This is a genomic window from Candidatus Thiodiazotropha sp. AKIB8 (genome assembly GCF_058244675.1).
On sequence record NZ_JBSYOO010000029.1, the window covers coordinates 204,074 to 229,880 of the forward strand.

Below are 25,807 nucleotides of genomic sequence, written 5' to 3' on the forward strand. Positions count from 1 at the left end.
CATTAGTCCATGAAATAGAAAAACTTTGGATAGGTGTTGAGGTCGGCTCGCAGACGAAACACCTTCTTTTTGTCCAGGACCTTACGGATTTCACTGTTGGGATCCAGCAGATTGCCGAACTTTCGCGCACCAACGGGACAGACTTCGACGCAGGCAGTCCAGCGGCCCTTGCGGGTGCGTTGAACGCAGAAGGAACACTTCTCGACAACCCCTTTCATGCGTGGACGATTACCCAGATAGTGAGTGACAGGATTCATCTCCTCCTTGGGCAGATTGGGTTCACCCCAGTTGAAGCGTCTTGCCCAGTAGGGACAAGCGCCGATGCACATACGACAGCCGATGCACCAGTTGTAGTCGATAACGACAATACCATCTGGATCACGATAGGTGGTGCGTACCGGACAGACTTTGACGCATGGTGGCTTTTCACACTGCATACACTGCATTGGAAAATAGAAGGCATCCTTTTCCGGAACCTGTTCCGGTTCGTAGTAGTGTTGACCTTCCAATACAACACCGGCAGGTTTGTAGGCATTACCACCTACCTGTACGCCAAAGGATTCAGGATAGCCATGTTGATCCCTGTCTGTTTCAGAGAACTTTCCTTTTTCCATACGTAGCACCCGGATCCACTCGATCTGCTGCTCATCCCCGCGGGACTGATTATTCTCAGCCACACAGGCCTTAACACATCGACGACAACCGATACACTTCTGAATATTTAATGCATAACCGAACAGAACCCCCTCCATGGAGGGGGTGCCAGCAACAGTAACCTGCTTGCCAAATTTCTCGGAATAGCGGGTCTCAAGGCGTTCGATGGCCTGCTGTTTCTCCTCGTCCGTCATCAGTCGATAGTTCTTTTGGAAATGCTCCTCCCAGGTCACATTGGCTTTTGCCGGTTTTGGTTCAGAGAGCAGCATTGCCGCGCCGGAGAGTGATGCCACTGTATAGTTTCCCGCACTGCGCAGGAAATCCCGGCGGGTTGTGAGTTTGTTATCTTTCGTTTTGCTCGAATCTTGTTTGGGCATGGCTGTCCTCTGATCGAGTGGCTATCATAAAGGCTTGAAGCCTCTCATGGTGCTCAGGTTTTGTTGTTGTAGTTTTTGATCAATGATTGCAGCATCGCCTCTTTCTCATGGTTGGTCATTACTACATATTCTCTCTGTCTGAGTTCCACTTCTCCTTGCGCGGCATCTTGCCGGTATTTCTGTTTTATATCAGGAGCGGGAACGGCATCGACAACACTCTTGGCCAAGCCTGCGGTACCAGTGACACTCACCGCACCAATGGCTGCCTGCCTGAAGAGTCGCCTGCGGGCGAGATTGGGCGTTTGCTTATTCTTGTTTTTATCAAATAACCACTGCTCTATTTGAATGAGCCACTGTTTAATCATCTAGGTCACCCCATGTGCCTGTATCTGTTTTCGCTTGATTCCGTTACACGGAACTATGCCAGCCGACAGTTATTGGTTATTGGCAATAAGCAAGCCTGATTGGTACAGCACGCTGTTATGTTGGGTGTTTATGGTAAACGTGCAAACCAATTCATATAGAAAGAGCAATCCTTATGCCAGGTATGGAATAGTGTAGATATCCCTTTGTCTGGCATGGAAAAAAACAAAAAAAGGTTGGGAGGAGTTGCACCCCAAGAATATGACAAAATGTCATGCCAATAGATGGATGACTGGGTAAATGACTGTTATCTAGGAGAAAAAAAATATGCCAATTTGTCGGGGCAGGATGATTTACCTAACTTCCCAGAGCTTGTTAATACAAATCAAATAGTTCCAGGCTTTCAGGGGCACCAGAGCCGATTGGGTTTGTGTTAACAGGCTCTGGGTGGCAATCGATCAATCCATATTTATGACCATACATCCACACATGCATCGGGTTTAACAATAGATGCGAAAATCTATGTCATATAGAAATGTATAAGGGGCGTAGCGATATTATATTAACCCTACCACTTTTAAAATGCCGATATGAGGTATATTCCACTCAAGGGCAGAGTGGACATTGCTTAACTTACTTGTAATCTCCGCTTTCTGCCCTCCATCCCATATAACAGGGGAGGAGGGCAGAAGACTAAACCTTATTGTTTGATAATTCGTTATACAAAAAGATTAACATCAGCTTTCATTGCTCTGGGCAGGAAGCTGGCGGCACCAACCCACTCTTCAATCTCAGGAATAAAATCCTCTTTCCCGTAATCGAATAGATCCACTGTCATTTGGCAGGCAATGAGTTTTACTTCTGCCTCAATACACAACTCTCTGAGTTGATCTATGGAAGCTATACCTTTCTGATCCATGGTTTTCTTCATCATGCCAGTTGCCATATTTTCAAAGCCCGGCAGTAGCGTCATGATTGAGGTAGGCATCGGAATCTCTTTGCCCTTGATCCAACTCGGGCCTTCGGGCAATTTCATTGGCATTGCAGGATTACCTAGTGGGCTAACCTTTAAATCCAGGCTCTGTTTCAAAAGATTCAGACCATAGAAGGTAAAGAAGATCGATACATCCCAACCTAATGCTGCCGCTGTTGAGGCAAGGATAAATGGCGGGTAGGCCATATCCAGAGTACCTTTAGTAGCGATGATGGTCATTGAAGGGATATGGTTTGCTTCACGTTCCTCCATCTTTTCGGTAAAACGTTGATCAAACCACTGATTTAATTCATTCGTCGGTAAATCGACAACAGATGCTGTACTGCTCATTTTCCAACTCCTTGCAATTAGTAATATTCAGATCAGATTGACACTAATTTCAAGCCTTACGAATCCTGAAAAAAAATCCATCTTCTGAGGATTCACTTGTGATCATTTCATTGCCTGTCTGACTGCAAAATGAGTCCAGGTCTTTTACCGATCCCGGATCGGTTGCAATCACTTCTAATATCTCTCCTGCGGCCAGTGCAGAGATCGCTTTTTTTGTCTTCAATATTGGCAATGGACAACTCAAGCCCCGCGCATCCAGTGTGTGTGTGTTTTCATTCATGACTTTTCTCCTCTATGTTGCTGTTAAGTCATACAAGATGACCGGTCGGTCAAGTCTGATGTCAAAAAAATAGTACTCAATTCTTATGTTTATATTCGATACGAATACTCTTGATAGCAGGTCCCAGGTTTCGCACAACCTCAGGATCATTTCTGGTTTTAGCTAGCAAAATCACACCTTCCAGGTAGGCCAGCATCGCAGTAGCTGTTGCCTTTGTATCAAGTGGGGGAATATCGCCAATCTCTATTGCTTGTTCTAGCGCTTCATTGAAGCGGCTGCTTGCCTTTTCGAAGACAGCGTTCAGTCTGGCTCGCAGGACTTCGTCACGGGTACTGACTTCAAGTGCAAGATTACCGAAAAGACATCCGGGCATACGTCCCTCGATGCTCTTCGCTGCTTTTTGCCAGTAGTAGACTGCATCGACCATATAGTCGAGACGCTCTATAGGGGCCAGAGCTTCATCGAAAGCTTCAGCAACAAAACCGTTTGCCCAATCATCTGACATGTTGTCGATGACCGCCATAGCAAGGTCTTGCTTGGAAGGGAAAAAGTGATAGAAGCTGCCTTTCTGGACTTTCGCGAGAGAGCAGATCTCTTTAATACCTACATCTGCGTAGCTTCTGCCATGAAAGAGTTCACGGGCTGTCGCTAGGATTCTCTCTTTAGTATCCAGTTCACTATTCATCTGTTCAGTATATTAGACCGATCGGTCAAGTCAAGGTTTTTTTTCAAATTTATACTCACTTGAAAAAAATTAGATGCGTCCCTATCTATTACCTAACGCATAACAAATGCCAGGAGATTTTAAAATGTTCACAAGATTAAACGGTTTTGAAAGAGGCATGAGAAAGGATTTTATGTTCCTAGAGAATGAGATGGAACGTCTACTTGAGGCGGCAGGTATTAGAACCCTACCCAATCAACCAAAGAGTGCAGATCAACCCCCACTTAATGTAGGTGTGACATCTGAACAGGTTGATATCTATCTTGCCATCGCAGGTATTGATTCCAAGGCCTTGGATATAACACTGGATAATAATCAGATGAGCATTTCAGGTAGTCGTTCTGAAGGAAATAGTGAAGCGGCGAGTGCTGTAAAAAAAGAGCGTTTTTCTGGTGAGTTTAGTTATCTGGTTAATTTGCCTGATGATGTGGATGCTGAAAAGGTAGATGCGGATTATCAGCATGGTGTATTGCATGTCAGTGTTAAAAGACGCGAACCTGCTAAGCCACGTCAAATATCAGTTCAATAGTTGTGGATTGGAGGAAAGAATCATGACCCAGCAGAAAGAAGTAGTTAGGCAATCGCAAAACAGTCAAGCCACTAGAGCTAATTCCTACAAATCAGTTAGGCCAAAAGTGGATATATTCGAAGATAGCAACGGCATCACGCTGGTAGCAGATATACCCGGTGTCGCCAAAGAGAGACTGGATATTGAGATCGACAACGAGATCCTCTCAATTGATGGTGAGGTTCAATTACCTCTACCAGACAGTATAAAGGAGGGCAATGCCGGTCTGCATGCTAGCCGCTACCAGCGAAGCTTTTCACTTAGTAAAGAACTTGATGGTGAACAGATTGATGCCTCACTCAACGATGGCGTACTGGTGATGAAAATTCCAAAGCGCCAGGAGTTCAAAGCGAAAAAAATAGAGATTCGCACCACGTAAGCGCCCCCCTGCTTACCTGCGGATAATTCGCCCCGGCTTGATACGAATCTTGTCGGGGCTTTTTATTGTAGTTACCCAGAGAGTCCCTGAACGATTAGTGTTGGATAGCAGGAGTTAATAGACATGCAATGTAGGGTGCGGCCCTGACGCACCATAGATAACTTAAATATATTCCAGACAATAGCTGGCGGTCATACGTCAGAATGATGAACAGATGAACAGAGAGTAATCAGAGTTAACCCGGGACCTAACCGTATCGGCCTTCGATATAGTCGGCAGTCTCTTTTTTTTCTGGTGTTACAAACAGGTCATCTGTCTGCTGATGCTCGATTACCTTACCCATCAGCATAAAGATACACTCTTCACTGGCTCGTCTGGCCTGAGCCATATTATGGGTAACGATCAGTATCGTGTATTCACCCCGTAGTTCCCAGATCAGCTCTTCAACTGCAGCTGTTCCTTTAGGATCGAGAGCGGAGCAGGGTTCGTCCATTAACAACACACTTGGTTTTACTGGTAGTAAGCGGGCTATGCAGAGTTTCTGTTGCTCTTCTAAAGAGAGTTCTGTGCCTTTGTCGTTTAGGCGGTCCTTGACCTTTTCCCATAATAAGACCTCTTTCAGTGCCGACTCGACAATATCATCATCATCACTTTTTGAAGTCTTTTGATCTTTATTGTGCAGGCGATGACCAAAAAGAATGTTGTCGCGTATCGATACCGGTAGAGGGTTGGGTCTTTGAAAAACCATTCCAATCTGCTTTCTTACCTGAACCAGTTCAACACCTGGGGCATAGATATTATTATCAAGAACTTCAATATTCCCCTTGATACGAACATATCCCAATCGCTCATTGATCCTGTTAACACTGCGCAGAAAGGTAGATTTGCCGCAACCTGAAGGGCCGATCAGCGAGGTTATAATGCCGTTTTTTATACTGAGATTCACATCGAATAGAGCTTGGAAGGTTCCATACCATAGATTTAGATCACGGGTATGAATGGCATACTCAGGAGAATTACTCATTTCGGCGTTTGCAGTGGCGTTCATATTTGGTCTTCGTTTGGAATTATTTATTTGGAATCAACCAAATTTACCTTCGACATAGTCGCGGGTTCTTTGGTCATTTACCTTACCAGTGAATAGATCTTCAGTGTTGCCTACCTCCACACACTCAGATTCGAGAAAAAATGCGGTTCGATCTGCAAGGCGACGAGCCTGCTGAACAAGGTTGGTAACCAATATGATGGTCATATCCTGTTTCAACTCTTTTAGTACATCCTCTATGCGCATCGTTGTCACTGGGTCTACCGCAATAGAGAACTCATCCAGCATCAATAAATCAGGATCCTGTGATAGTGCTCGAGAGATTGTCAGTCGCTGCTGTTGTCCTCCTGATAGCAGGCTGCCGAGTGAGTTTAGTCTGTCTTTTACTTCATCCCATAGTGCGGCCCGAGTAAGACAACGCTCAACAATCACATCCAGGTCACTCTTGTTATTTATGCCTCGAAGTCTGGGTGATAACGCGACATTTTCGTAGATGGTGAGGGGCAGGCCTACTGGTAGTGGAAAAACCACCCCAATGCGGCTGCGTAGGGCATAGATATTTTTTAACTTATGTACATTTAAACCGTTAAACTTGATTTCACCCTCTACAGACATGTTGCTGTCAAAGGTGTCCATACGGTTCAATGCTTTAAGAAATGAGGTTTTCCCTGCATTGGCAGGCCCGATAATCCCAAATATTTCATGCTCCCGAACAGTGAGGTTTACATCCTTCAGCGCGGTGTGATTACCATACTTGATCGTTAAGTCGTCAATACTGAGTTTTATTGGGGCATCTTCAGCTGAACTTTCAATCTCTGTCTCAGTGATTGCGCTTGCACTCAGGTCTACCATTTCTTTTTACCTCTTAGATACATGCGGAACGCGATCGAAATGCTGTTCATGAGAAGTACCATTCCAATCAGCACAAGGGCAACGCCGAATGGCAGATCATCTGGTACCCCGGGTACCTGGGTTGCAACAACAAATAGATGGAGTGAGAGTGCCATGGTTTGATCAAAAACACCCTGAGGCAGGAAAGGAAGGAAGAAAGCGGCGCCGGTGAACATGATTGGCGCGGTTTCCCCAGTGGTGCGAGATACTTCAAGAATGACACCGGTCAATATGCCGCTGACTGCGTTTGGTAATACAACACGCCGAATGGTTTGCCATCGGGTTGCACCCATATTCCAACAAGCTTCACGGAATGCCTGCGGGACGGCTCTTAGAGATTCACGTGTAGAGACGATGACCACAGGCAGGGTCATTATCGCCAGGGTTAAACTGGCTGCAAGAATACTCGTACCAAAACCAAAAAAGATAACGAAAGCACCAACGCCGAATAGGGCATGAACTATGGAGGGTACGCCTGCCAGGTTGATAATAGCCAGTTGAATGATGCGGGTGAACCAATTATCACCGGCATATTCATTAAGATATATCGCAGCAGCTACACCCAGGGGAACAGATGCCAGTAGCGCGACGGTTACTATCCATATTGTACCAATCAGCGCAGGAAAGATGCCGCCGGCAGTCATTCCGTTTGTAGGATCGGTGAATAGAAAATCTATTGAGATAACGCTGCCACCTTTGGCAACAAGTGTTATCAGGATGATGGCGACAGGTATGATCAATAACACTGTCATCATTAAAAAAAGTGTGCGGAACAGATTTTGTACTCGTTTGTTCCTAATATTTAAATCGGATTCAGCAAACATCTGTTTTACCCCTTACGGATGCCACGGACAATCAGATCCGCTGTCAGGTTTATCAGAAAAGTAATAATGAATAGAAAGATGCCAATGGTGAACAGTGCCTGGTAGTGTGGTGAGCCAACGGCTGTTTCACCCAGCTCTGCGGCAATGGTGGCTGTCAGTGCACGAACTGGATCAAATAGACTGCCTGGGATATTTACAGCGTGCCCAGTTGCCATTAATACCGCCATGGTCTCCCCAAAGCCTCGGCCAACACCTAAAAGCACAGCACCCAATAAGCCATTTTTAGCTGCAGGGATTACAGTTTTATAGATCACTTGCCAGCGCGTTGCGCCGAGCGCTTCAGCCGCCTCTCTATAACGGTCAGGTACAGCCTTTAAGGCATCTTCTGCAATGGATGTCATTATTGGTGCTGCCATCAATCCGAGGATTATGCCGGCATTTAAGACATTTAGACCCACAGGCACATCAAACAAATCGATAATAAGCGGATTCATAATGGATAAGCCGATGAACCCCCATACTACTGATGGTATTGCAGCTAAGAGTTCCACCAGAACTTTGAGTGACTCGCGCATTTTTCCTGTGGCAAATTCCCCTATAAAGATAGCGGCGCCAAGGGAGAAGGGAATTGCAACAATCATTGCCAATCCAGTGACACTGGCTGTACCGGCAACTAGAGCCAGGATGCCATATTCCGGTGCATCTTCGTCTGAGGGTTCCCAAAAAGGAGAGAGAAAGAACTCCTTAAAAGTAAAGTCTTCAAATAGGAATCCCATACCCTCCATAGTAATGAATACAAAGATGCCAATAATAAAGATAATTGCAGAAATGCCTGCCACAAAGACAATAGACTGAATGAATTTATCGATATACCAGTCTAGATTACGACGATCGAAGTCCTTGGCAATCGGTATTTTCAGCGAATTGGTTTCGGGCATTTCAAGCATCCTCCCCACGAAGCAGTTCCATCAGATCTTTGATCAGAACAGCTAACTCACGGTACAGATGGTCAAACTCATGGCTGTCCTCATCTTCAGGGATGTCACCCAGGCCCCATTCAATCGCTGATGTTCGAAATGGAAGTTTTGGCAAGTAGGAGGAGACTTCTCCTTGAAGACTTATGATTACATGTTGATCTGATATCTCTTTTCCAGTCAGTTTTTCCAATGTTGTTAAATCTGCGTTACTGTAATCGATGCCTCTCTTTTCAAGAAATTCGATTAGATTGCTGTTGATTGTATCTGCAGCAACTCGGCCAGCACTACGGTAGTTGCCGACATTGGGATGATTTTGCCTGGCAATGACTTCAGCCAATTGAGAGTGGCAACTGTTGTCTTCATCTACAAACATAATGTTGAAGACTTTCGGCGCTTTCTGCTCACCGGTAACAGCGAATACTGTATCTTCACAGAGATTTTTTGACTGATCAGCAATTCTCTTTAGCTGATTGAAGACAACAAATATCGCTAATACTTCAGCTACACGTTGCCGATCATCGTTGGCCATCATCTCTGTATAGATGACATCGAGATTATGCTCGAATTCACTGGCCATAACCATGGTGCTTTTGGCTAATTCTGCATTCAATTCAGTGAATGCCTTGATTGATTGTTGAAGCATCAGCATTGTTTCATTTGCCACCCGCTCTAATTCCCGGCCAAGATTACCGCTGGGAGATTCAGAAAGTTGAGCTGCCTCTCGTGCAATCGTTACTGCATAGTCGCCAATTCTTTCTAACTCTATATTGGCGCGAATTACTGAAGAGAGAAGGCGTAAATGTCCACCACTTGGTATGTGCACAGCAAAAAAACGATGACATATTCTATCGATTTCACGCATACATCGATTGATTGGGTTGTCGTTTAATACTGTCGAATAAGCGAGCTTGTTATCTCCGGTCTGTAGTGCATAGACTGAGTTTTTTACTGCTTCCTGAACTTGAGCTGCCATTTTTGCTACACGGTCATGCAGATTTGAAAGGTCTCGCTCCAGTCGTTCTTCAAGATGCGACATTGCTCGATGCTCCAGGTTGAACGTGATTCTGAATATATTTTCTAGTTTGTTATGCCGAAACTATTTACTACATATCCTGTTCAGGCTGATTGAGATGTCACTTTGACACTCAACCAGCTCGACCCCAATAGTCTCAGTGGAACTTATAAGAGTATTAGTTACAACTCACATTTCTGATAGGGGCGTAGCCTTTCTTCAGAAGTATGCATTGTCCTACGTCGCTTTTTACCCAATCAAGGTAGGTTTTGATTTCACCCTTGGGTTCACCATTGCTGTACATGAAAAGAGGGCGGGCAATAGGGTAAGAACGATCGCTTGCAGTTGCTACGCTGGGGCTGATACAAGTTTCTCCAGCCTTACTGCTGACACAAGCCATCTTTATGTGATCGGTAGCATAGGCAAGACCACTGTATCCGATCGCGCAAGGTGTCTTTTCGACCAGATCGACCACATCCTTAGAGCCGTGCATATCGAGGGTTCCCTGGCGGAATTTACCTTTCTTACCCAAGACTGCTTTTTTGAAGTAGGCGTAAGTGCCGGAATTGTTTTGGCGACTGACAACTACGATTTCATCACTTTTACAACCAGGTAAGGAAATGCCTAAATCCGACCATTTGGTGGCCTTGCCTCCACGGGCGAATATGTCTTGTAACTGGCTATAATTGAGCTCGTTGATTGGATTGTCGTTGTGGAGAAATACGGCAAGCGCATCATAGCCCACCACATGTTCGACTGGATTCTGTCCTTTCTTTTTTGCCAGTTGAATCTCTTTTGATTTCATTTTACGGCTGGCATTGGCAATATCTACGGTACCATTAATCATCGCTGCGATTCCCGTTCCTGATCCGCCACCGGAAACAGCAATAGCGACATTGGAATCGACATCTCGGTACTCTTCTGCCCAGGCTTGAGCGACATTAACTAGAGTATCTGAGCCTTTGTTTTGGATAACGGTGCGATCTGCAGCGCTGACAACCTGTGTAGTCAGATACAAGGCAGCAGCTGCCATTGATAGGGTAGTGTATCGTTTGATGTTCATGATTCCCCTCAGATATATGTGTGATTAATTATTTGAAACAGGGCTTCTTAACGCCTCTTGTCGTATCTGTAATGTATATCTGTCGGCACCATTATTGAGGCGCTTCATCTGTACTGGTACAGAAGAACCTCCATCCGGATCAAATATTACAAAACGATTACAATCATATGCCTAAATTATTACAATTGTATTACATATTAGAGATTATTTTTTTATTTAAATACTTAGCGTTAGAATATTTATGTAATGGTTTATAAAACACTCATAACATGCTGTTTAATAAGGTATTAATCAATTATTACTAAAATATTCAAATACATGCGCTGAATGTCTTGGGTTTCTTTATGTTAAGGGTACCTCTATTAATTGATCAGTCTGTTTTTAGTCATGAATCAGTTCAGCCTGGGAATTAATTTGATGCTCTATTATCAATAGCCGTCGAATCTCATAATCCATTCGTTACTATGGGCTTTATTACTTATCCTGAATCCTCTCTCAAAGATAAAGACCAAGAGTTTTTGTTGGGGAATTGGCGCGGTCTAAAATTGCGTATCAGTTGGCCATATTCGTAGCGATATTTATCCTAACAATTATCTGGCTAGTTAATGATTACAAGCCTTGATTGCGAACCTGTATTAAAAGGCGTAAATGGAATAGTTAGCAGTAGATGAGAGGGTAGTGTATATTTTCGTTTTGGTGTGATTGTTACAATCCGAGACATCTATTAACGTCTGTGTATTAGAGTACGGGACTCAAAGTAACTCCTTGGACAAGGTGTGAAACTTTGAGGTGCCCTTAATACTACAGGGTAAGTAACCCGTTACTGTGTTCGTAAATCCTATTTTTAAACACTGAATGAAATCTATTCGAAATATCCATGATTTGGCAGTTAATGGTGCTGAACCTGCGTTTGAACTGGCACTTCATGTTGGGCGCCCCTTTATCGGCGATCGTAAGCTTTTTTTGCAATACACAGAACAAATTTTAGATAGTCAGTGGTTAACAAATAATGGTCCTGTTGTTCGAGAACTTGAGCAACGGATTGCCGAAATACACAAGGTTGAACATTGTGTTGCAATGTGTAGCGGGACAGTCGCATTGGAGATTGCTATACGGGCTCTGAAGTTAGAGGGAGAGGTTATACTTCCATCTCACACTTACATTGCTACTGCTCATGCTCTCTATTGGCAGGCAATTACCCCCGTCTTCGCAGATATAGACCCTGAAACCCATAATCTCGATCCCGCTGCAGTTAAGAAAATGATTACCTCGCGAACATCGGGCATTATTGGTGTTCACTTATGGGGGCGCGTTGCTCCTGTTGATGAACTGGAAGAAATTGCCAGAGAGAGTGGTTTGAAATTGATGTTTGATGCAGCTCATGCTTTCGGCTGTTCCTACCAGGGTAAGAGAGTGGGTGGTTTTGGTGCATGTGAAGTTTTGAGTTTTCATGCCACGAAATTTTTTCATACCTTTGAAGGTGGCGCTGTTCTAACCAATGATGACAATCTGGCCGAAAAGATGAGGCTCATGCGAAACTTTGGGTTTGCTGGCGTTGATAAAGTAATCTATCCCGGTACGAATGGAAAGATGATTGAGATCTCTGCTGCTATGGGACTCTCAAATCTGAAGGTCATTGATGAAGTAACTGAACATAATCGAATGATCTATCATGCCTACCAAAGAGGGCTATCTGATATATCAGATATTCATCTGCTCGAATATGATGAAAGGGAGTTAAATAATTATCAGTATATCATTCTTGAGGTCAGTGACAGTTGTCAGGTTAGCAGAGATAGGATCGTAGAAGTATTACATGCTGAGAATATTCTTGCCAGACGCTATTTCTGGCCTGGCTGCCATAATATGGAGCCTTATCGAAATCTCTATCCATCAGCAAAGAAATATCTGGTAAACAGCGAACAGGTATCTGAAAGAGTCATTGTCTTGCCAACAGGTTCAACGCTTGATGAATCAATGGTGGAAACGGTGGTTTCAATTATTCGGGTGCTGTTGGCTGAACCATCGTCTGCTGCTGACTGTTAATAAACTCTTCGTAGATATGCTCTAGCGACTCTATCTTCTTGGTATAGGCCCCATTGTTGTTTGAGAAACTTGAAGGGCCAGGGTATTGATCGGAAATAGAGTAGTCTTGCTGCGCTAATCGTTTGGCCAGTTCACGATATGCCTGCTTGGGCTTAAGGCAAAATGCTTCATAATCTACTTCTAGCCAACGATCACTTGAAATTCTACTAAATGACTCTGCTATTGTATTCCGGGTAAAAAAAATCTGAGCGGCCACCTCTTCTTCCGGAGTGGGGAACTCGAGATTTTCTAATTCTGGTGTTTTAAAGCCCCACCATAATTTTCGATCTCCCCGAATACGTTCCCTGGCATTAATGATGGAGTTCATCTGATAGGCTGGATTGCGTCGTACGTGGATAAACAGAACCTTATCAAAGAGTGTGTCAATGAACTCCAAGTTCCAATTTGCGATGATCCCCTTTAATGCGAAAGGCTTATCGAATGCTGACTCAATGGCTGCCAACTCTTTGACAAAGGATGAAGTATCTGCATTCTGTAGTTGCTGTTTATTCAAATATGGGCAGTCATTAAAATCAAAAAAGCGTCTCCAGAAATACCAAAACACATTCGGTGCAGCGATGCCGACAGTTTTACCAAGATCAGATTTAAAGCTGCTTTCCAAAGTGTAGGGGCTCAGGTCTGCAAAATCATCCTTATATTGGAACTCAGGATTGAACAGCATCTGATGAATCATCGCACCGATGTAAGGTGCTTGATAAAAGCGTGCAAGCAGGTTTGATGGGTATCCAAAAAGGCCACTAGAGGCTAACCATTGCATCATCAATGTGGTGCCTGAGCGAGGCCCGCCAACCACAAAGATAATTGGGTACTTTGGCTTTTTGAACTGTTTCAACTGTTCTACAGAGACACAATGTAGCATTCCATTGAGTTGTTCAAGAAGTGTCTCCAGTCGCGGGTTTCGAAGAAACGGTTCAGTTCTCAGTTCATTGTCCAGCTCATATGACATAATCAGAACTCATTAATATTGGAGGCCAGAGATTTGCATTTTTATATCAGATTACGGCCAGTAAGCCATAAACCCCTCACTGATGCGCCACTGTTTTGGTTTATCCATTTCAGGAACCCTCTTTAACATAGTGGCTAGGGGTTGACGGAACCACAACCATAATCTGGCATCTACGGCATAGAGAGAGCACTTGAATCCCCATTTGCTAAATAGTATTTCCATGGCTTTGTTTGTAAAAAAAATTGTATGTACTGGTAGCAGATAGAACCAGTCGGGATTTTTAGGGATTTCACCCCGTACCAGGGTATGCAGGGCAAAGACGCCGTCATGGGATATTAGGTTAATGATTGCGTCCATAGTATCTCGGTCACGAAGATGCTCGAATAGGGAGGTATTGATCACAAGTGGGTAACGACCTGGTATCAAATCAGAGCTATCAATATATGTTGTTTTTTTCCAATAGCGGTCATAACAATCAACATTTAGACCTGCTGCATTAAGTAAGGAACCCAGTTCACCCTCGCCACAGCCATAGTCGAGCCATTTCTCATCTCCAGGTAGTATGCCTAAGTCAGTCAGTGCCAGCAGCGTCTCTCCCTGGTGATTTATTCGTTGTAACCAATTCGGGTCGTCAGGGTTGTTGCCACTATCCCGATAGCTACCGTGATAATCACTACACAGAGTCTGCCATTCTTCTTCTGCTAGTTCCAATAAGGTTTTGGCGAAAACACTCCCACAGTGGTGACAACGATGGTAATCCACGTTTTCCAGGCCAAAACAATCGAACTGTTTTGTAAAGAAGTAGTGGCTTGAAGTATTGCAGATGAGGCAGTTCATTGTTGATATACTAGGATTAGCTGAAACAAACCTCAATGATAGGATTGAGACCGTTTTCTGGGATGCATGAGGGCAGATACTGCATGCCAAAGCAATGCTAAGGTTGAGTGTAACATATCCCCTATAACAGATTAGTGTTCGCAGCCCTTTAAAAGGGGCAGACAATATCCAGGTAAACAGTAAACTACTAACCAATCATGCATTCTACTGATGAACAGTTTTGGGACAAGGAGAGGGAGACACGCCCACCGGAAGAGCGACAAGCGTTGATATTACAGCGTCTCAAGTTTCAATTGGAATATGCTTATGAGAAGACCCCATTTTACCGACAGCTCTACACTGAGCATGGGGTCCATCCGAGTGATATTGAGACTATAGACGACTTTACCAGTAAGGTTCCCGTTGTTACAAAGGCTATGCTCAGGCAATCCCAGCAGGATTTTCCTCCCTTTGGTAACTACCTGGGAGTGGATTTTAGTGAAGTATCGCGAATTCAAGGTACTTCTGGTACCACTGGGCAGCCCACACTATTCGCTATATCAGGGGATGACTGGGATGGGATTTCTGAAGCCCAGGCTTTACAGTGCTGGGCAGCAGGCCTGAGGGCCAGCGATATTGTGCAAATTGTCTTTCCATTGAGTCTCTATGTCGGTGGTTGGGGACTGTTGGCTGCTGCAGAAAAGATTGGTGCCAAAGTGCTGCCTATGGCGGGGGGGAATACTGAGCGACAGATTATGATGCTGCAACAGGTAGGCTCGACAGTGCTTTGCGGAACACCATCATATTGCCTGCATATCTTGGAGACTGCTCAAGATATGGGTGTTGAACTTTCGTCCAGTCGTTTACGCCTTGGTTTCTTTGGCGGCGAACCTGGGGGCAGTATTCCTACAGTTAAAAAACGACTGGAAGAGGGGTTTGGCATCAGCGCAATCGATTTTGGTAATGTGGCAGAGTTACACCCTTGTTCCAATATGGAGTGCGCTGATCGCACAGGTATGCATGTCTATCAGGACATTGATTTCACTGAAGTGGTTGATCCCGCAAACCCAAACCGATCCTTGGGCTTTAACCAGAGAGGTGCGGTTGTTTATACGCACCTATGGCGTAGATCACAGCCTATGATTCGCTACTATCCTGGCGATGAAACGTTAATGACAGACGAGCCCTGTTCATGTGGAAGAAGCTACCCACGATTGCCCCACGGAATCATTGGGCGTCTGGATGATATGATCATTGTAAGAGGAGTCAAATTTTACCCTTCAGACGTAGAAGATATCCTGCGTAGTATCGATGGAATGGGAACTGAGTTCAGGATCGTTCTGGAGAAATGTAGAGCTTTAGATGAGATCAGAGTAGAAGCGGAGGTTGAACTATCTGTAAATCGATCCCAATTTCATAATCAGGCCGAACGACTTCTTAAAACCAACCTCGGACTCAGGGTAAAGGTTGAAACATGTAATCCTGGTAGCTTCCCTAGTAATAAGTTCAAGGCTCGCCGCGTAATCGATAACCGCAATAGGAGTTTTGATGAATAGCAGCCAATCTGAAAAACCGTTGGTGATCATCGGCAGTGGTGGTCATGCTTGCTGTATGTTGGAGGTTGCACACTTAGCGGGATTTGATGTTGCTGGTTTTATTGATCGAACCAACCTGAAGGCAGAATTTGTGAAAGGACTTCCTATCATCGGAGGTGATGATCTATTGTTAGAAAAATCGTTTATTGATGATCATCTGTTTGCTGTTGGAATTGGCGATCCAGTGGCTAGAAATCGCTATGGTAAGCTACTATTGCAACAGCATGCTGAATGTCCGGCCATAGTAAATCCTTCAAGTTATATCTCAGCAGATGCAAAAATTGGTGCAGGTGTCTTGCTAATGGGGATGAATGCAGTCAATCATGGTGCTTTACTTGATGACTTTGTTGCCTTGGACTGGCAAGTCACGGTTGGTCATGGCGCCCAGCTGGGTAGTTCGATATTTGCCGGCCCAGGCAGTCGTGTTGCCGGTGATGTTGTTTGTGGCGATGAGACCTATTTAGGCATTGGATGCCAGATTATAGAGTGTGTCTCAGTGGGGAAAAACAGCATCATTGGAGCGGGTGCCACGGTTACACGAAATATACCGGACAATGTCGTGGCGGTGGGATCTCCAGCAAAGGTGATACGGGATAATCCTAGCGTGTCTAATCCTCAGCTTGGTCCTGTTTTCACCAAGTCAGAAATTGATTAAATCTTTCTCAGGAAAAGTGTATCGCTAGCGACAAAGGCCAAATCGAAATTCCCCCTACCTATCAAGTCATCCCCGGCTTGCTGAGGACCTCTTCCAAATGCCCACAGGTAGTCATCCAGTAGTAGCCATCCACCTGAGGCCAGATAGGGTTCCCAAAGTTCTATGTCTTGACGAACATGAGAGTAGCTGTGATTACCATCAATGTGGAGTAGGGCAATCGACCCTGAAACAGTGATCTCATTGAACTCAGAGTTGTACAAGCTACCTTGATCTATGGCGTTGCGGTATTTTTCAATTCCTCTGTCGGATGTTTCACGAATATACCCGACGTTATTGAGTAGTGACATATTGCTGAGATAACTTTTAAAAATAGGCTCAAAGTCAATTGTTTCTGTATCAGTATGTAAAATAGTTGCCGATTCTCCCTGGCTCTCAAGTGCCTCATTGGACCAAGGATCGATAGTAATGAAGTTTCCGATACGGTATCGATCTGACAGCCAGGCAATGACAAAAGCAGAACGCCCATAGAGGGAGCCAATTTCAACGAGATCCCCTTTTTGGGTCAGGCGCAGTATCTGTGTGAGAGCAGCGAGTTTGTTTTCATCACACTGACCGGCTATTCGAACAAACTGTTTATGAAGACCTGCATACTCACTAATCGTCAATTGACGATGTGGATCTGTTCCTGTACCCGTATCAAAACCGTCTAGGAACCTATCGACAGAGATCTGTTTAGCCCAATCGTAGCTGGCTTTATATTCGAACCAATTATTCTGATAGGGTGAGGGGTGGCACAAATGATAGGTATAGTGCTCCATATTTTCTTCATTTAACTGCTTCAGATAGGTCCAGACTCCGGGATGGGGTGAATAGATATGTGTTATATCTTGTGTTTTTAAGGTATCGGCAAAGATTTTGTCAAAATCCGGTTCGGTGATGTAGGGTAGATGAATCAACTGATCTATACCTTGATGATGAGTTGTTTTCTCTACCGATGTGGCGCCAAGTAGTGGTATATCCAGCGAGCGGGTGACTGAGATAAAAGCCTCAGAGGCATCCATGTCGACTGGGAAAATCAAAATTTTCAAGATTGTATCCTGCTTTTAATGACTTGCTGATGCCAAGCTCTCAATAGCATTCCAAAGGGGTACAGGAAGCGATAATGTGCCTTTTTGATATTGTTTGTTTAAGTGAGCTTCTCCGTGTGCACCAGGAACTATTGCTCCCCGCTGTATCAGCTTTTCAAGAAAACTGATCGTTTCTGTGAGGTGCAAACCCGGAATTCGATTTGGATCCAATGCCACAAGCACAAGAGCACCCCGAGGAGAATCTCCTGCAAAAAGAATGGTAAGAAGCTGGATGGCAATGGTAAGTGCGTAAGAGCGACGTTGTGCAGAGGTATTAAATTGCTGAACTATCTGTCCGACCAAGCGTATCTGATCGTCAAACATTTCACCTGCTTCTGAAGGATGTTGGCCATCTCCGTTAATAACACTTAGTTCTTCCAGGTCACCTTCATTACCGAATAGCATTGAGAGTAGTTGCCCGAAGGTGGCAGGGGCTGGGCTGATATCGGCTATAAATAGAGGTTTATTCTCAGAAGCAGGCAGTGCGAGTGCTATCGGATTGGTTCCAAGTAGAGGTTTCTCTCCTGGTGCGAGGGATACAAGTGCGGGGGAGGTTGCAACACCGATGGCGATATACCCGGAATTCGCCAAGTTGCTTAAGTAGTGTCCTAGGACTCCTGTCGGAAACGCACTGGCGCAGACAGAGACGCCAAAGGGATGATCGGCCAGAATACGCTGCAGCTCCAGAGTCCCTTCCTGAGCGGCTAGATAACCGATACTGCTGGAGCATTCAAAACGGCTGAACCAGGGTGAGATCTCGTGCTTGATAGCGGGTTGGTGAACTATCCGTTTCAATCTCTTCTTTAACCATGGAATACGAACAAGACCATGGCTCTGTTTACCCCTGAGTTCAGCATCCAGTAACTGCGACAACACTTCATCAACCGCCGAAACGGGTGAGATAAAGCCGTTTAGTGCATTCCAGCAGATGCTTTTTACATCAGCGAGCGGGATTTCAACTCTATTTTTGGTTGGAGAAACCTCTGTCACGTTGAACCACGGCTCTGATCAGTCAGTAGAGACTCTAAGCCATCGATAAACTTGCTCAGGCGCTGGCTTTGTTCGCCACTGGATTTTGCCAGTGCCTCTTGCAGGCCACTGCATCGATCGCTGTAGGCAGGGCCGACTACATTGTCCAGTAGAGCACCATCGAAGATACTTTTAACCAGACTTGCACCAAACAGAGATGCTCCGGTTAAATTGGCATTGTTAAAAACGGCCTGATTCAAACGGGCGTAGACCAGGAGCGCATCGCTCAGGTTGGCGTCACTTAAGTCACCTGCAATATAGGATTGAACCAGGGTGGAATTTGAAAGATCAGCGCCCATCATTGACATCGACTTTGGCGGATCACCCGTGATCATTGCCCGATAGAGGTAGGCTTTGTGGAGTGATACATAAGCAAGATTACAGTCACGAAAATGGGCGCAGCGAGCCGAGAAGCGATTCATGTTGGCTTTTTGAAAAGAGGATTCTCTAACGGCAATGTTTTCGCCCATCGCGCCGCTGAAATCAGCATTGTTAGCTGAGCAGTTGGTAATTAAAGCGCCATCCAGTTTTGCATTACTGAAGTTGCTCTTTTCAATACTGACATTAATCAATCGAGCATACTCTAGATTGGCTGAGGTGAAGTTGGCAGATGGCATGGTTGATTTGGAGATATCCGCTTCAGGTGCCGACAAATGAGCTGCATTGAGATTTGATAAAGTGGAATGGCTGATTCTCAGGCCAGGTAATTTGGCTTGAGATAGTCGTAGCTCTTCTGCATCTAACAGCCGTTGTAGAACCAACCCTTCTCCACTGGCGTTCTCCAATGTTGCTCCACGTAGATTGCATTTTGTAATTGTCAGCTGGGAAAGTTGCGCTTCTTCAAAGTTTGCGCCACTCAGGTGACACTCATTGATCGTAGAGCCCTGAAGGTTGCATCGGGAAAAACTGACCCCATCCATTATGCATTGATAGAAGCTGGTACCGGCAATAGTGGAACCGGAAAAGTTTACACTCCCCATGAAACAGCCATGAAAAAGACTGCCTGTTGCATCAGTGAGATTGCTCATATCAGCATCAGTGAAATCGCAGACCTGAGCGGCAAAGGCATGCATATATACACCTTGTAGATTAGCCCCTTTAAGATTGGTTCTTTCCATTCCCGGACAAACCATTAAAGCGCCTGAGAGATCAGCTTTACTCAGATTGGTGCCATGCAATACGGCACGATTGAGTACTGCAAGGCGTAAGTTAAAGCCTGACAGATTAAGGTTGCGCAAGTCGGCTTCTCGTAGCACCATTCCGTGTCCGGTGCGTTCAATCAGCTGTTCGGTGTAGGCACTGACCTCATTTGCTGCAGCGCTTCGATCATTGGCATTGGCCCATCTGCGCAATCGACTTAAAGTGTCTCTCTCTGGGATTGCCGCCTCGATTGAATCAACTTTCTCTGACATATTCATAGTTTTCAAGGTACTCCAAATTGATAAACCAGTGGTCGAGGTGATCGTTATTTTTTGTTCGTTTTTATTGGGTTTACTTTTTAGCGCAAAGATTGTTCCAACCAGCCAATAGAGCTGATTCTATCTCTCCAGTGAGTTTCTTATAGTCCATTATGTAAGAGTCCTGTAACTCTTGGCGCAGTGTTTTCCTAACTGAGATAAGCTTTTCTTTATCCTGAGCCAAATTCAGCGCAATTTCGATATATTGATCGATCTCTTCGGCCAGCCAGGCTTGCTTTCCAATTGCTGTGAGAATGCGTCTGGAGATATTACTGGCAACAGATTTACCACAAAGCGAGACCAGGGGTAATCCCATCAGCAAAGCGTTGAAACTGGTTGTTTGCCCATGATATGGATAGGGGTCGAGAGCGATATCGACCTCACTATGAGATGCCATATAGTCTGACATGCCAAGGCTAGGTTTTAGCTCGACTCGATGTTTGTCGACACCAAATTCTCCAAAGATGTCGTAGATATGTTCTCGCATGGTGACACTATTATAGTCTTCGATAACCATTCTGATGTGGGAATCAGGAAGTTTGAGAACGATTTTCGCCCAGGTGCCCATTATTTTTCGGTCTATTTTTCTCAATCCGTTGAAAGAGCCGAAAGTGATGTATCCGTTTTTTATGCAGGGCGGTTCGCTGAGTGGTGGTAACTCAGATAATGGACTGTAGAGTGTCAGGTTTTCAACAGCCAGTATCTTCTCCGAAGCGTTCTCTTCAAGATGGCATTTTTCAACGATTAACTGATCCTTCAGTGCATAATCCATACAGTCCAGGCCTGTGGTTATTGGCAGTCCCATCCATGAGACCTGCATAGGTGCGGGGTGCAGAGTGAAAGCTGTTAATCTGTTACCGACTGTATGATTTGAGAGATCAACCAGGATATCTATCTTGTCTTCTCTTATCTGGTTCGCAAGTTGCTGATCATTCAAGTGGGGTGTTTCGCGCCACAGTTCCGCATGTTGCTTTATATCGTTGGTGGTCTCGTCATATACGAAGTTGTTATAGTAAAAACATAGCGAGAATCTGCCCTTATCAAACTGCTCAATAATTGGTTTGAAATAGTAAGCGATAGCGTGATGACGTAAGTCGGCAGAGACAAATGCGATCTTTAATTTCCGTTCACTGTCGCAGTCAATCGTACCTGAGAATTTTGTCTTCGCACCCTTGTTGATTTTCGCTGTGATTTTCCGTACTTCCTGGTAAATCTCTGCCTGGTCGTCTTTGATATAGAGCAGTTGTACCAAATAGTTTTGGATAGCGACGGCATTGCCGGGGTCCAGTTCCATGGCCTTTTTGTTGCAGGCGAGTGCCTCTTCCTGTCTGCCCTGGTGTGACAAGGCATGGCCTAAATTGATATAGACTTCTGGTGTTTCGTGATTTTGCTGCAAACAGCAATCCAGTGCCTGTATGGCTTCTTCATGTCGCTCCTGTTTTATATAGAGTTTGCTGAGCGCCAAATAGGCCACTGATGCTTCAGGTTTGTTTGAGATCAATTTGGCCAGGTAGATTTCAGCCTTTTGGTAGTTTTTGGTGATATTGGTGTGGAAGTTACCGATCATGTAATACATGCGGTCATCAATGCAGCCGGCTTGTTCTGCCAGATTGTATGATTTTTCAGCATCGGCATATTGGCCCACTCGCTCAAGCGCCACGCCACACATCACAAACCAGCATGGCTCCACCTGCTTACTTGCGACTGCCTTCATCAGGTAGGGGATAGACTCATCAATCTTCTCCTGCAGAAGCAGGGTTTCACCGAGCAGGTATTGTGCTTTTGAATTTTCAGGCTCTTTTTTCAACGCTCGGGTTAGGAGTTTTTGAGCATCGCTCAACTTGCCTTGACTGAGTTTCTTTTGTGCAACGGCGAGGTTGATTGACATCTTATTGGTCAGACTTTGTATAAAATTGAGATGAAGGTGTTTTAATTTTATAGTGTACAGATAAATACTATAAAATACAATAGGATACGCCGCATACCCAATATGTAATCTAAATCTGATTACCTTGTATCGATTGCGGATATATACCAGACAAATGACATTTTCCCATCAGAGCACCTGAAGCGACATCTGTCAATGAGCCAGCTTAAGCGAAGAACTCTTTCTAAGACTCCATGGCTGCTTCTTGTTCCTGTCCAGCATCTCCTTACAATATTGTGAGAAATGATAAGAATCCCTTCTGTATGAGAAATATGCCAAAGATTCCCAGTAGAACACCGAGCAACCGTATTAGCCAACATTAGGTTTGACTCTGTAACAGCGAGCTGAAGTGAGATGCGATCCAGGCAAGTAGGATTTTCGATGAAACCAGTGTTCCGATTGATATCAGCACAAAAGCAGTAGCGGCCGCCTGACTGCCTGAGGCGATGTAACTACCACCAACAGTAAGCCAGAACAGACAGGGTAGGGACTAGTAGATTAATTATTGAGTAATCTGTCAGGAGGTAGCTGGTTTTGATAGTTGTTTAAGCCAGACTTCCAATAACTGGCGTGCCGCCGGTTCGACTACCCCCTGGACTTCGTGGCTACGATGGCGTAGCGCAACAGGGTCTATCTCTGCTGCATTTATTTCAAAGCAGTGTCCAATCAACCATTGCTCAATGTGTGATATATCGATTTCAGGATGAAATTGTAAACCAAGAATATTTCTCCCCAAAGAGAAGGCCTGATGGGGATAGTTGTCATTCCCTGCCAATAGCGTGGCACCATCGGGTAGGTTAAAAGTGTCGCCATGCCAGTGCAGGACAGGGATCTCTTCCAATGCTGCAAGACAAGAGTTTTTTCCCGCTTCTGTCAGTTGCAGTTTGCCCCAACCAATCTCTTTAATGTTTCCCGCATAGACCTCTGCACCTGAAGCGGCAGCGATCAGTTGCGCACCCAGGCAGATTCCAAGCGTTGGGCGATCCTGCTTGATACGTAAACTCAACGCCTCTCTCTCAATGGCCAGAAAGGGATATCGATCCTCTTCGTAAACACCAATGGGGCCACCTAATACAATAACCAGATCGGCCGACTCAATGGCTACTGCAAGGTTATCAATACCAGCATCATAGGTTTTTACACGATGACTTCTCTCCACCAATACGGTTTTGAAAAGTCCCAGATCTTCAAATGCAAGATGTCTGATCACCGCAACAGTGGGTGTGAAGCTTTGAGCTTGCATGGCGCACTCCATCTTGTTGATGACTCAATATATCAAATATGACACAATGTGTCATTAGTAATATGAATATGAATTTAACAACCACCGATTACTGACCTTATGGTGAATGTCAGAATATGAACAACTCAAAAAAGTCATCTCCCGGCAAACTACCAATAGCTGCTCGGTTAAGTACTCTTAGGATCACGGCGGGGTTTAGTCTGGAGCGGTTGGCTGAACTCTCTGGTTTGACGAAAAGCTATCTCTCAAAACTGGAGCGGGGGCTGAGTGAACCGTCAATATCCAGCGTTGCTCGCCTGGCAGAGGCATTTGGTATCACCGTATCTGAATTTGTCGGTGACCAGGTCTCCCAGGATGGATTCAGGATACTGCGTAATCAGAACCGAAGAGCACTGCCATCAGCTGGCGAGTCACCATTGTTTGAACTACTGCATGGTAACAGTGCACCGCAGGGAGCCCGGCTTAGTGTCTATATTCAATACCCTGAAATGGTCACAGATGAAGTTCACTCCGACTTACCACAAGCGATCCATTCCGGGGAAGAGTTTATCTATGTGTTGTCCGGTAAAATAGAACTTCGTGTGGCAAATAAAATGGAGATACTTGAATCAGGTGACGGAGCTTGGTACCAATCTGAGTTTGTACACAAACTGCGCTCGATTGGTGATCAGAGAGCAACTGTGTTAGTGGTTATCTGTAGCTGTGCAAGAGAGTCTCGGTAGACTCCATGTGACAAACACGCCTTTGATCAATTCATGAATCGGTTCGAGCTGGCAGAAAGTGTTACTTCAGCATTTGATAATGGCTTAATGTCTTCTCTATTACCATGATACGACATAGTTCCGCACACCATGTACCGACCCAGAATCGACAAAAGGCTCCAATTTTAAAAGCGATACAATGAAAGTTAACGAGAGTAGTACCCTGATAGTACAGCCTTATCAATAAGGTTCTGATGCAGATAAAACCCCAACATTGCTGCTGGTGCATCTTCGCTTAAATCGATATTGTCAGTTTTCAAGGCGTAAACTGTAATTTTATAGCGATGAGGGGCATCACCTGCTGGAGGACATGGGCCGCCATAACCAGGTTTACCAAAATCGGTTTCTCCTTGGCTGCTTCCTTCAGGTAAGCGATTCAGACTACTGCTCGCCCCTTTATCCAGGCTGCTGACCTCCACTGGTATATTGTAGAGACTCCAATGCCACCATCCACTACCTGTCGGGGCATCAGGGTCATACATGGTGATCGCAAAGCTCTTAGTCCCTTCCGGCGCGTTCTTCCAATGTAATTCAGGGGATAAATTTGCTCCCTCACAGCCAAATCCATTAAAGACCTGCTCTTCGGCTATACGTCCACCTTCACTGATTTGCGGACTGGTTAAAATGAACTCACTGGCGTTGGCATAGGGTGTCAGTGCGATAGTGCTGAGCAGAGCTACGGTTTTCTTTTTCATCTTAATTACTCCTGCTTGGTCATGATGGGAGTAATTGTGCCATTTCAATTGCGCTATGAATGTTCGCTAACGGTCAAGTCATGTTCGTTTTCGTTCACATTACTGCGAAATTCAGATGGAGAGAGGCCAAAGCGCTTGTTGAAGTTATTACTGAAACGAGAAGCAGACTGATAGCCACATTCAAAAGCAATCTGGGTTATCGGAAGAGAGGTTTGCAATAGCAGCATCAGTGCTGTGGAAAGGCGTTGTTCAATAAGTAGTTCCCGAAAGCCGGTCTGTTCGTTTTTCAGGTTACGGCGCAGGGTACTTTCGCTGATGGCAAGACGTTGGCAGATCTCAGAAATCTCCCATTTTTTTGATAAATCAGTAGCTAGAAATGCCCGTACCTTTTGGCTCCAGCTCTCCTGACTTAAGCTGTAGTTAAGTAGTCGACTATCCTCTTTTGCAAGAATAAGCAGAAGCTCCAGAAGTCTGTGATTCAAGAGATAGTCTTCAGAGTCAGAACTCAGGTAGTGTTGTAGAGCACGCAGCAGTAGATCATTGTGTTCAAATTTGAGAATTTCAGGAAATCTGTCACTTGTCGGCTGTGAGAATTCATGAATTTTACGTACTGATTCAAGATCAGACTGTTTAAAAGGGAGAACCAGGGTTCGATAGCGTCCTGTTTGGGGATCAGGTTCGTTTCTCAGGTCAAAACTGGCAGGCGAGGGCAGGGTGAGAACCTCTCCGGCATCACATACGATCTCCATGCCCTGGTTAAACATAGTCTTCCTGCCTTCAAGAATAAACAGTATACAAGGGGAATCAATTGGAACATGGCGAATACTTACCCGATTGGCACAGGCAATCAAACCATAGCTTTTAATCTCTGTATTTCCATTAGGGTTTGGTGAGTCTTCCATAAGGGAGGCCAGGATCTGTAGAAGCCTATTTGTTTTTTTGTTTTTCATGATGTTATATATGATGTCA

General features: G+C 44.9%; 26 protein-coding genes. 6 read left to right on the top strand and 20 right to left on the bottom strand.

What is annotated here, in order from left to right; genetic code table 11:
* Positions 1–2 precede the first annotated feature (2 nt).
* The 5 genes from AC4IFB_RS07400 to AC4IFB_RS07420 form a co-directional block, all read right to left on the bottom strand.
* On the bottom strand, positions 3–1,031 hold the full coding sequence (locus AC4IFB_RS07400) for a 4Fe-4S dicluster domain-containing protein (RefSeq protein WP_490776866.1): 1,029 nt from the start codon (positions 1,029–1,031) through the stop codon (positions 3–5).
* Positions 1,032–1,084: 53 nt separating this feature from the next.
* A complete protein-coding gene (locus AC4IFB_RS07405) occupies positions 1,085–1,396 on the bottom strand; it encodes a hypothetical protein (RefSeq protein ID WP_490776865.1) in 312 nt (103 codons plus the stop codon).
* A gap of 716 nt (positions 1,397–2,112) precedes the next feature.
* Positions 2,113–2,607: a sulfur carrier protein DsrE2 gene (gene dsrE2 / locus AC4IFB_RS07410; protein ID WP_490777040.1), complete on the bottom strand. Its 495-nt coding sequence runs from the start codon at positions 2,605–2,607 to the stop codon at positions 2,113–2,115.
* Positions 2,608–2,767: 160 nt separating this feature from the next.
* Complete coding sequence (locus AC4IFB_RS07415) at positions 2,768–2,998, bottom strand: sulfurtransferase TusA family protein (protein ID WP_490776864.1); 231 nt, start codon at positions 2,996–2,998, stop codon at positions 2,768–2,770.
* A gap of 76 nt (positions 2,999–3,074) precedes the next feature.
* The gene (locus AC4IFB_RS07420) at positions 3,075–3,683 is read right to left on the bottom strand and encodes a TetR/AcrR family transcriptional regulator (RefSeq protein WP_490776863.1); all 609 of its coding nucleotides are present in this window, start codon (positions 3,681–3,683) and stop codon (positions 3,075–3,077) included.
* A gap of 124 nt (positions 3,684–3,807) precedes the next feature.
* Here AC4IFB_RS07420 and AC4IFB_RS07425 point away from each other — a divergent pair, with 124 nt between their 5' ends.
* Both AC4IFB_RS07425 and AC4IFB_RS07430 read left to right on the top strand, forming a co-directional pair.
* The gene (locus AC4IFB_RS07425; RefSeq protein ID WP_490776862.1) at positions 3,808–4,251 is read left to right on the top strand and encodes an Hsp20/alpha crystallin family protein; all 444 of its coding nucleotides are present in this window, start codon (positions 3,808–3,810) and stop codon (positions 4,249–4,251) included.
* A gap of 22 nt (positions 4,252–4,273) precedes the next feature.
* Complete coding sequence (locus tag AC4IFB_RS07430; protein WP_490776861.1) at positions 4,274–4,669, top strand: Hsp20/alpha crystallin family protein; 396 nt, start codon at positions 4,274–4,276, stop codon at positions 4,667–4,669.
* A 247-nt stretch (positions 4,670–4,916) separates the two neighbouring features.
* Here the strand turns inward: AC4IFB_RS07430 and AC4IFB_RS07435 are convergent, their stop codons facing one another.
* The 6 genes from AC4IFB_RS07435 to AC4IFB_RS07460 all read right to left on the bottom strand — a co-directional run bounded on the left by AC4IFB_RS07435 (position 4,917) and on the right by AC4IFB_RS07460 (position 10,481).
* A complete protein-coding gene (locus tag AC4IFB_RS07435) occupies positions 4,917–5,693 on the bottom strand; it encodes a phosphate ABC transporter ATP-binding protein (protein WP_490776860.1) in 777 nt (258 codons plus the stop codon).
* Positions 5,694–5,750: 57 nt separating this feature from the next.
* A complete protein-coding gene (locus AC4IFB_RS07440) occupies positions 5,751–6,566 on the bottom strand; it encodes a phosphate ABC transporter ATP-binding protein (RefSeq protein ID WP_490776859.1) in 816 nt (271 codons plus the stop codon).
* Entirely contained in the window at positions 6,560–7,429 is an 870-nt protein-coding gene (gene pstA / locus AC4IFB_RS07445; RefSeq protein WP_490776858.1) for a phosphate ABC transporter permease PstA, read from the bottom strand. Before pstA ends, AC4IFB_RS07440 begins: the two co-directional genes overlap by 7 nt.
* Positions 7,430–7,434: 5 nt before the next feature.
* Entirely contained in the window at positions 7,435–8,367 is a 933-nt protein-coding gene (gene pstC / locus AC4IFB_RS07450; RefSeq protein ID WP_490776857.1) for a phosphate ABC transporter permease subunit PstC, read from the bottom strand.
* A 1-nt stretch (position 8,368) separates the two neighbouring features.
* Positions 8,369–9,442, bottom strand: coding sequence for a phosphate signaling complex protein PhoU (gene phoU, locus AC4IFB_RS07455; protein ID WP_490776856.1), 1,074 nt, complete (start codon positions 9,440–9,442; stop codon positions 8,369–8,371).
* Positions 9,443–9,596: 154 nt separating this feature from the next.
* Positions 9,597–10,481 (bottom strand): PstS family phosphate ABC transporter substrate-binding protein, encoded by an 885-nt coding sequence (locus AC4IFB_RS07460; protein WP_490776855.1) that lies wholly within the window; start codon positions 10,479–10,481, stop codon positions 9,597–9,599.
* An 855-nt stretch (positions 10,482–11,336) separates the two neighbouring features.
* On the opposite strand from AC4IFB_RS07460, the gene AC4IFB_RS07465 reads away from it, so the two are divergent.
* On the top strand, positions 11,337–12,527 hold the full coding sequence (locus tag AC4IFB_RS07465; protein ID WP_490776854.1) for a DegT/DnrJ/EryC1/StrS family aminotransferase: 1,191 nt from the start codon (positions 11,337–11,339) through the stop codon (positions 12,525–12,527).
* On the opposite strand, the gene AC4IFB_RS07470 is transcribed toward AC4IFB_RS07465, so the two are convergent.
* Positions 12,481–13,533, bottom strand: a complete 1,053-nt coding sequence (locus AC4IFB_RS07470) for a sulfotransferase (protein ID WP_490776853.1) — start codon at positions 13,531–13,533, stop codon at positions 12,481–12,483. The genes AC4IFB_RS07465 and AC4IFB_RS07470 overlap by 47 nt on opposite strands.
* A gap of 51 nt (positions 13,534–13,584) precedes the next feature.
* Entirely contained in the window at positions 13,585–14,370 is a 786-nt protein-coding gene (locus AC4IFB_RS07475; protein ID WP_490779817.1) for a class I SAM-dependent methyltransferase, read from the bottom strand.
* Positions 14,371–14,567: 197 nt separating this feature from the next.
* Between AC4IFB_RS07475 and AC4IFB_RS07480 the strand changes: the two genes are divergently transcribed.
* Together AC4IFB_RS07480 and AC4IFB_RS07485 are read left to right on the top strand one after the other, a co-directional pair.
* A complete protein-coding gene (locus tag AC4IFB_RS07480) occupies positions 14,568–15,905 on the top strand; it encodes a phenylacetate--CoA ligase family protein (protein ID WP_490776851.1) in 1,338 nt (445 codons plus the stop codon).
* Entirely contained in the window at positions 15,898–16,599 is a 702-nt protein-coding gene (locus AC4IFB_RS07485; protein WP_490776850.1) for a NeuD/PglB/VioB family sugar acetyltransferase, read from the top strand. Before AC4IFB_RS07480 ends, AC4IFB_RS07485 begins: the two co-directional genes overlap by 8 nt.
* Here the strand turns inward: AC4IFB_RS07485 and AC4IFB_RS07490 are convergent.
* From AC4IFB_RS07490 to AC4IFB_RS07510, 5 genes are all read right to left on the bottom strand, one after another.
* Complete coding sequence (locus AC4IFB_RS07490) at positions 16,596–17,687, bottom strand: class I SAM-dependent methyltransferase (RefSeq protein WP_490779818.1); 1,092 nt, start codon at positions 17,685–17,687, stop codon at positions 16,596–16,598. The two genes, AC4IFB_RS07485 and AC4IFB_RS07490, sit on opposite strands and share 4 nt — an antisense overlap.
* 15 nt (positions 17,688–17,702) lie before the next feature.
* Positions 17,703–18,716, bottom strand: coding sequence for an Ldh family oxidoreductase (locus tag AC4IFB_RS07495; RefSeq protein ID WP_490779819.1), 1,014 nt, complete (start codon positions 18,714–18,716; stop codon positions 17,703–17,705).
* Positions 18,713–20,173 (bottom strand): pentapeptide repeat-containing protein, encoded by a 1,461-nt coding sequence (locus AC4IFB_RS07500; protein WP_490779820.1) that lies wholly within the window; start codon positions 20,171–20,173, stop codon positions 18,713–18,715. The genes AC4IFB_RS07495 and AC4IFB_RS07500 overlap by 4 nt, the downstream gene beginning before the upstream one ends.
* Before the next feature lie 73 nt (positions 20,174–20,246).
* A complete protein-coding gene (locus tag AC4IFB_RS07505; RefSeq protein WP_490776846.1) occupies positions 20,247–22,100 on the bottom strand; it encodes an O-linked N-acetylglucosamine transferase, SPINDLY family protein in 1,854 nt (617 codons plus the stop codon).
* A 556-nt stretch (positions 22,101–22,656) separates the two neighbouring features.
* Positions 22,657–23,382 carry a glutamine amidotransferase gene (locus tag AC4IFB_RS07510; RefSeq protein WP_490779821.1) on the bottom strand — a complete coding sequence of 242 codons (726 nt, stop codon included), beginning with the start codon at positions 23,380–23,382 and terminating at the stop codon, positions 22,657–22,659.
* Positions 23,383–23,498: 116 nt separating this feature from the next.
* On the opposite strand from AC4IFB_RS07510, the gene AC4IFB_RS07515 reads away from it, so the two are divergent.
* Entirely contained in the window at positions 23,499–24,104 is a 606-nt protein-coding gene (locus tag AC4IFB_RS07515) for a helix-turn-helix domain-containing protein (RefSeq protein ID WP_490779822.1), read from the top strand.
* 185 nt (positions 24,105–24,289) lie between these two features.
* On the opposite strand, the gene AC4IFB_RS07520 is transcribed toward AC4IFB_RS07515, so the two are convergent.
* Both AC4IFB_RS07520 and AC4IFB_RS07525 read right to left on the bottom strand, forming a co-directional pair.
* Positions 24,290–24,838: a YbhB/YbcL family Raf kinase inhibitor-like protein gene (locus AC4IFB_RS07520; protein WP_490779823.1), complete on the bottom strand. Its 549-nt coding sequence runs from the start codon at positions 24,836–24,838 to the stop codon at positions 24,290–24,292.
* Positions 24,839–24,891: 53 nt separating this feature from the next.
* Complete coding sequence (locus AC4IFB_RS07525; protein WP_490779824.1) at positions 24,892–25,740, bottom strand: helix-turn-helix transcriptional regulator; 849 nt, start codon at positions 25,738–25,740, stop codon at positions 24,892–24,894.
* Between the last annotated feature and the right edge of the window lie 67 nt (positions 25,741–25,807).

Coding starts and splice junctions, on each gene's coding strand:
- AC4IFB_RS07415 (WP_490776864.1), bottom strand. CDS start 2,998: ATGAATGAAAACACACACACACTGGATGCGCGGGGCTTGAGTTGTCCA.
- AC4IFB_RS07420 (WP_490776863.1), bottom strand. CDS start 3,683: ATGAATAGTGAACTGGATACTAAAGAGAGAATCCTAGCGACAGCCCGT.
- AC4IFB_RS07460 (WP_490776855.1), bottom strand. CDS start 10,481: ATGAACATCAAACGATACACTACCCTATCAATGGCAGCTGCTGCCTTG.
- dsrE2 (WP_490777040.1), bottom strand. CDS start 2,607: ATGACCATCATCGCTACTAAAGGTACTCTGGATATGGCCTACCCGCCA.
- AC4IFB_RS07470 (WP_490776853.1), bottom strand. CDS start 13,533: ATGTCATATGAGCTGGACAATGAACTGAGAACTGAACCGTTTCTTCGA.
- AC4IFB_RS07400 (WP_490776866.1), bottom strand. CDS start 1,031: ATGCCCAAACAAGATTCGAGCAAAACGAAAGATAACAAACTCACAACC.
- AC4IFB_RS07430 (WP_490776861.1), top strand. CDS start 4,274: ATGACCCAGCAGAAAGAAGTAGTTAGGCAATCGCAAAACAGTCAAGCC.
- AC4IFB_RS07465 (WP_490776854.1), top strand. CDS start 11,337: ATGAAATCTATTCGAAATATCCATGATTTGGCAGTTAATGGTGCTGAA.
- AC4IFB_RS07485 (WP_490776850.1), top strand. CDS start 15,898: ATGAATAGCAGCCAATCTGAAAAACCGTTGGTGATCATCGGCAGTGGT.
- phoU (WP_490776856.1), bottom strand. CDS start 9,442: ATGTCGCATCTTGAAGAACGACTGGAGCGAGACCTTTCAAATCTGCAT.
- AC4IFB_RS07480 (WP_490776851.1), top strand. CDS start 14,568: ATGCATTCTACTGATGAACAGTTTTGGGACAAGGAGAGGGAGACACGC.
- AC4IFB_RS07525 (WP_490779824.1), bottom strand. CDS start 25,740: ATGGAAGACTCACCAAACCCTAATGGAAATACAGAGATTAAAAGCTAT.
- AC4IFB_RS07425 (WP_490776862.1), top strand. CDS start 3,808: ATGTTCACAAGATTAAACGGTTTTGAAAGAGGCATGAGAAAGGATTTT.
- AC4IFB_RS07475 (WP_490779817.1), bottom strand. CDS start 14,370: ATGAACTGCCTCATCTGCAATACTTCAAGCCACTACTTCTTTACAAAA.
- AC4IFB_RS07505 (WP_490776846.1), bottom strand. CDS start 22,100: ATGTCAATCAACCTCGCCGTTGCACAAAAGAAACTCAGTCAAGGCAAG.
- pstA (WP_490776858.1), bottom strand. CDS start 7,429: ATGTTTGCTGAATCCGATTTAAATATTAGGAACAAACGAGTACAAAAT.
- AC4IFB_RS07440 (WP_490776859.1), bottom strand. CDS start 6,566: ATGGTAGACCTGAGTGCAAGCGCAATCACTGAGACAGAGATTGAAAGT.
- AC4IFB_RS07405 (WP_490776865.1), bottom strand. CDS start 1,396: ATGATTAAACAGTGGCTCATTCAAATAGAGCAGTGGTTATTTGATAAA.
- pstC (WP_490776857.1), bottom strand. CDS start 8,367: ATGCCCGAAACCAATTCGCTGAAAATACCGATTGCCAAGGACTTCGAT.
- AC4IFB_RS07500 (WP_490779820.1), bottom strand. CDS start 20,173: ATGAATATGTCAGAGAAAGTTGATTCAATCGAGGCGGCAATCCCAGAG.
- AC4IFB_RS07510 (WP_490779821.1), bottom strand. CDS start 23,382: ATGCAAGCTCAAAGCTTCACACCCACTGTTGCGGTGATCAGACATCTT.
- AC4IFB_RS07515 (WP_490779822.1), top strand. CDS start 23,499: ATGAACAACTCAAAAAAGTCATCTCCCGGCAAACTACCAATAGCTGCT.
- AC4IFB_RS07435 (WP_490776860.1), bottom strand. CDS start 5,693: ATGAGTAATTCTCCTGAGTATGCCATTCATACCCGTGATCTAAATCTA.
- AC4IFB_RS07520 (WP_490779823.1), bottom strand. CDS start 24,838: ATGAAAAAGAAAACCGTAGCTCTGCTCAGCACTATCGCACTGACACCC.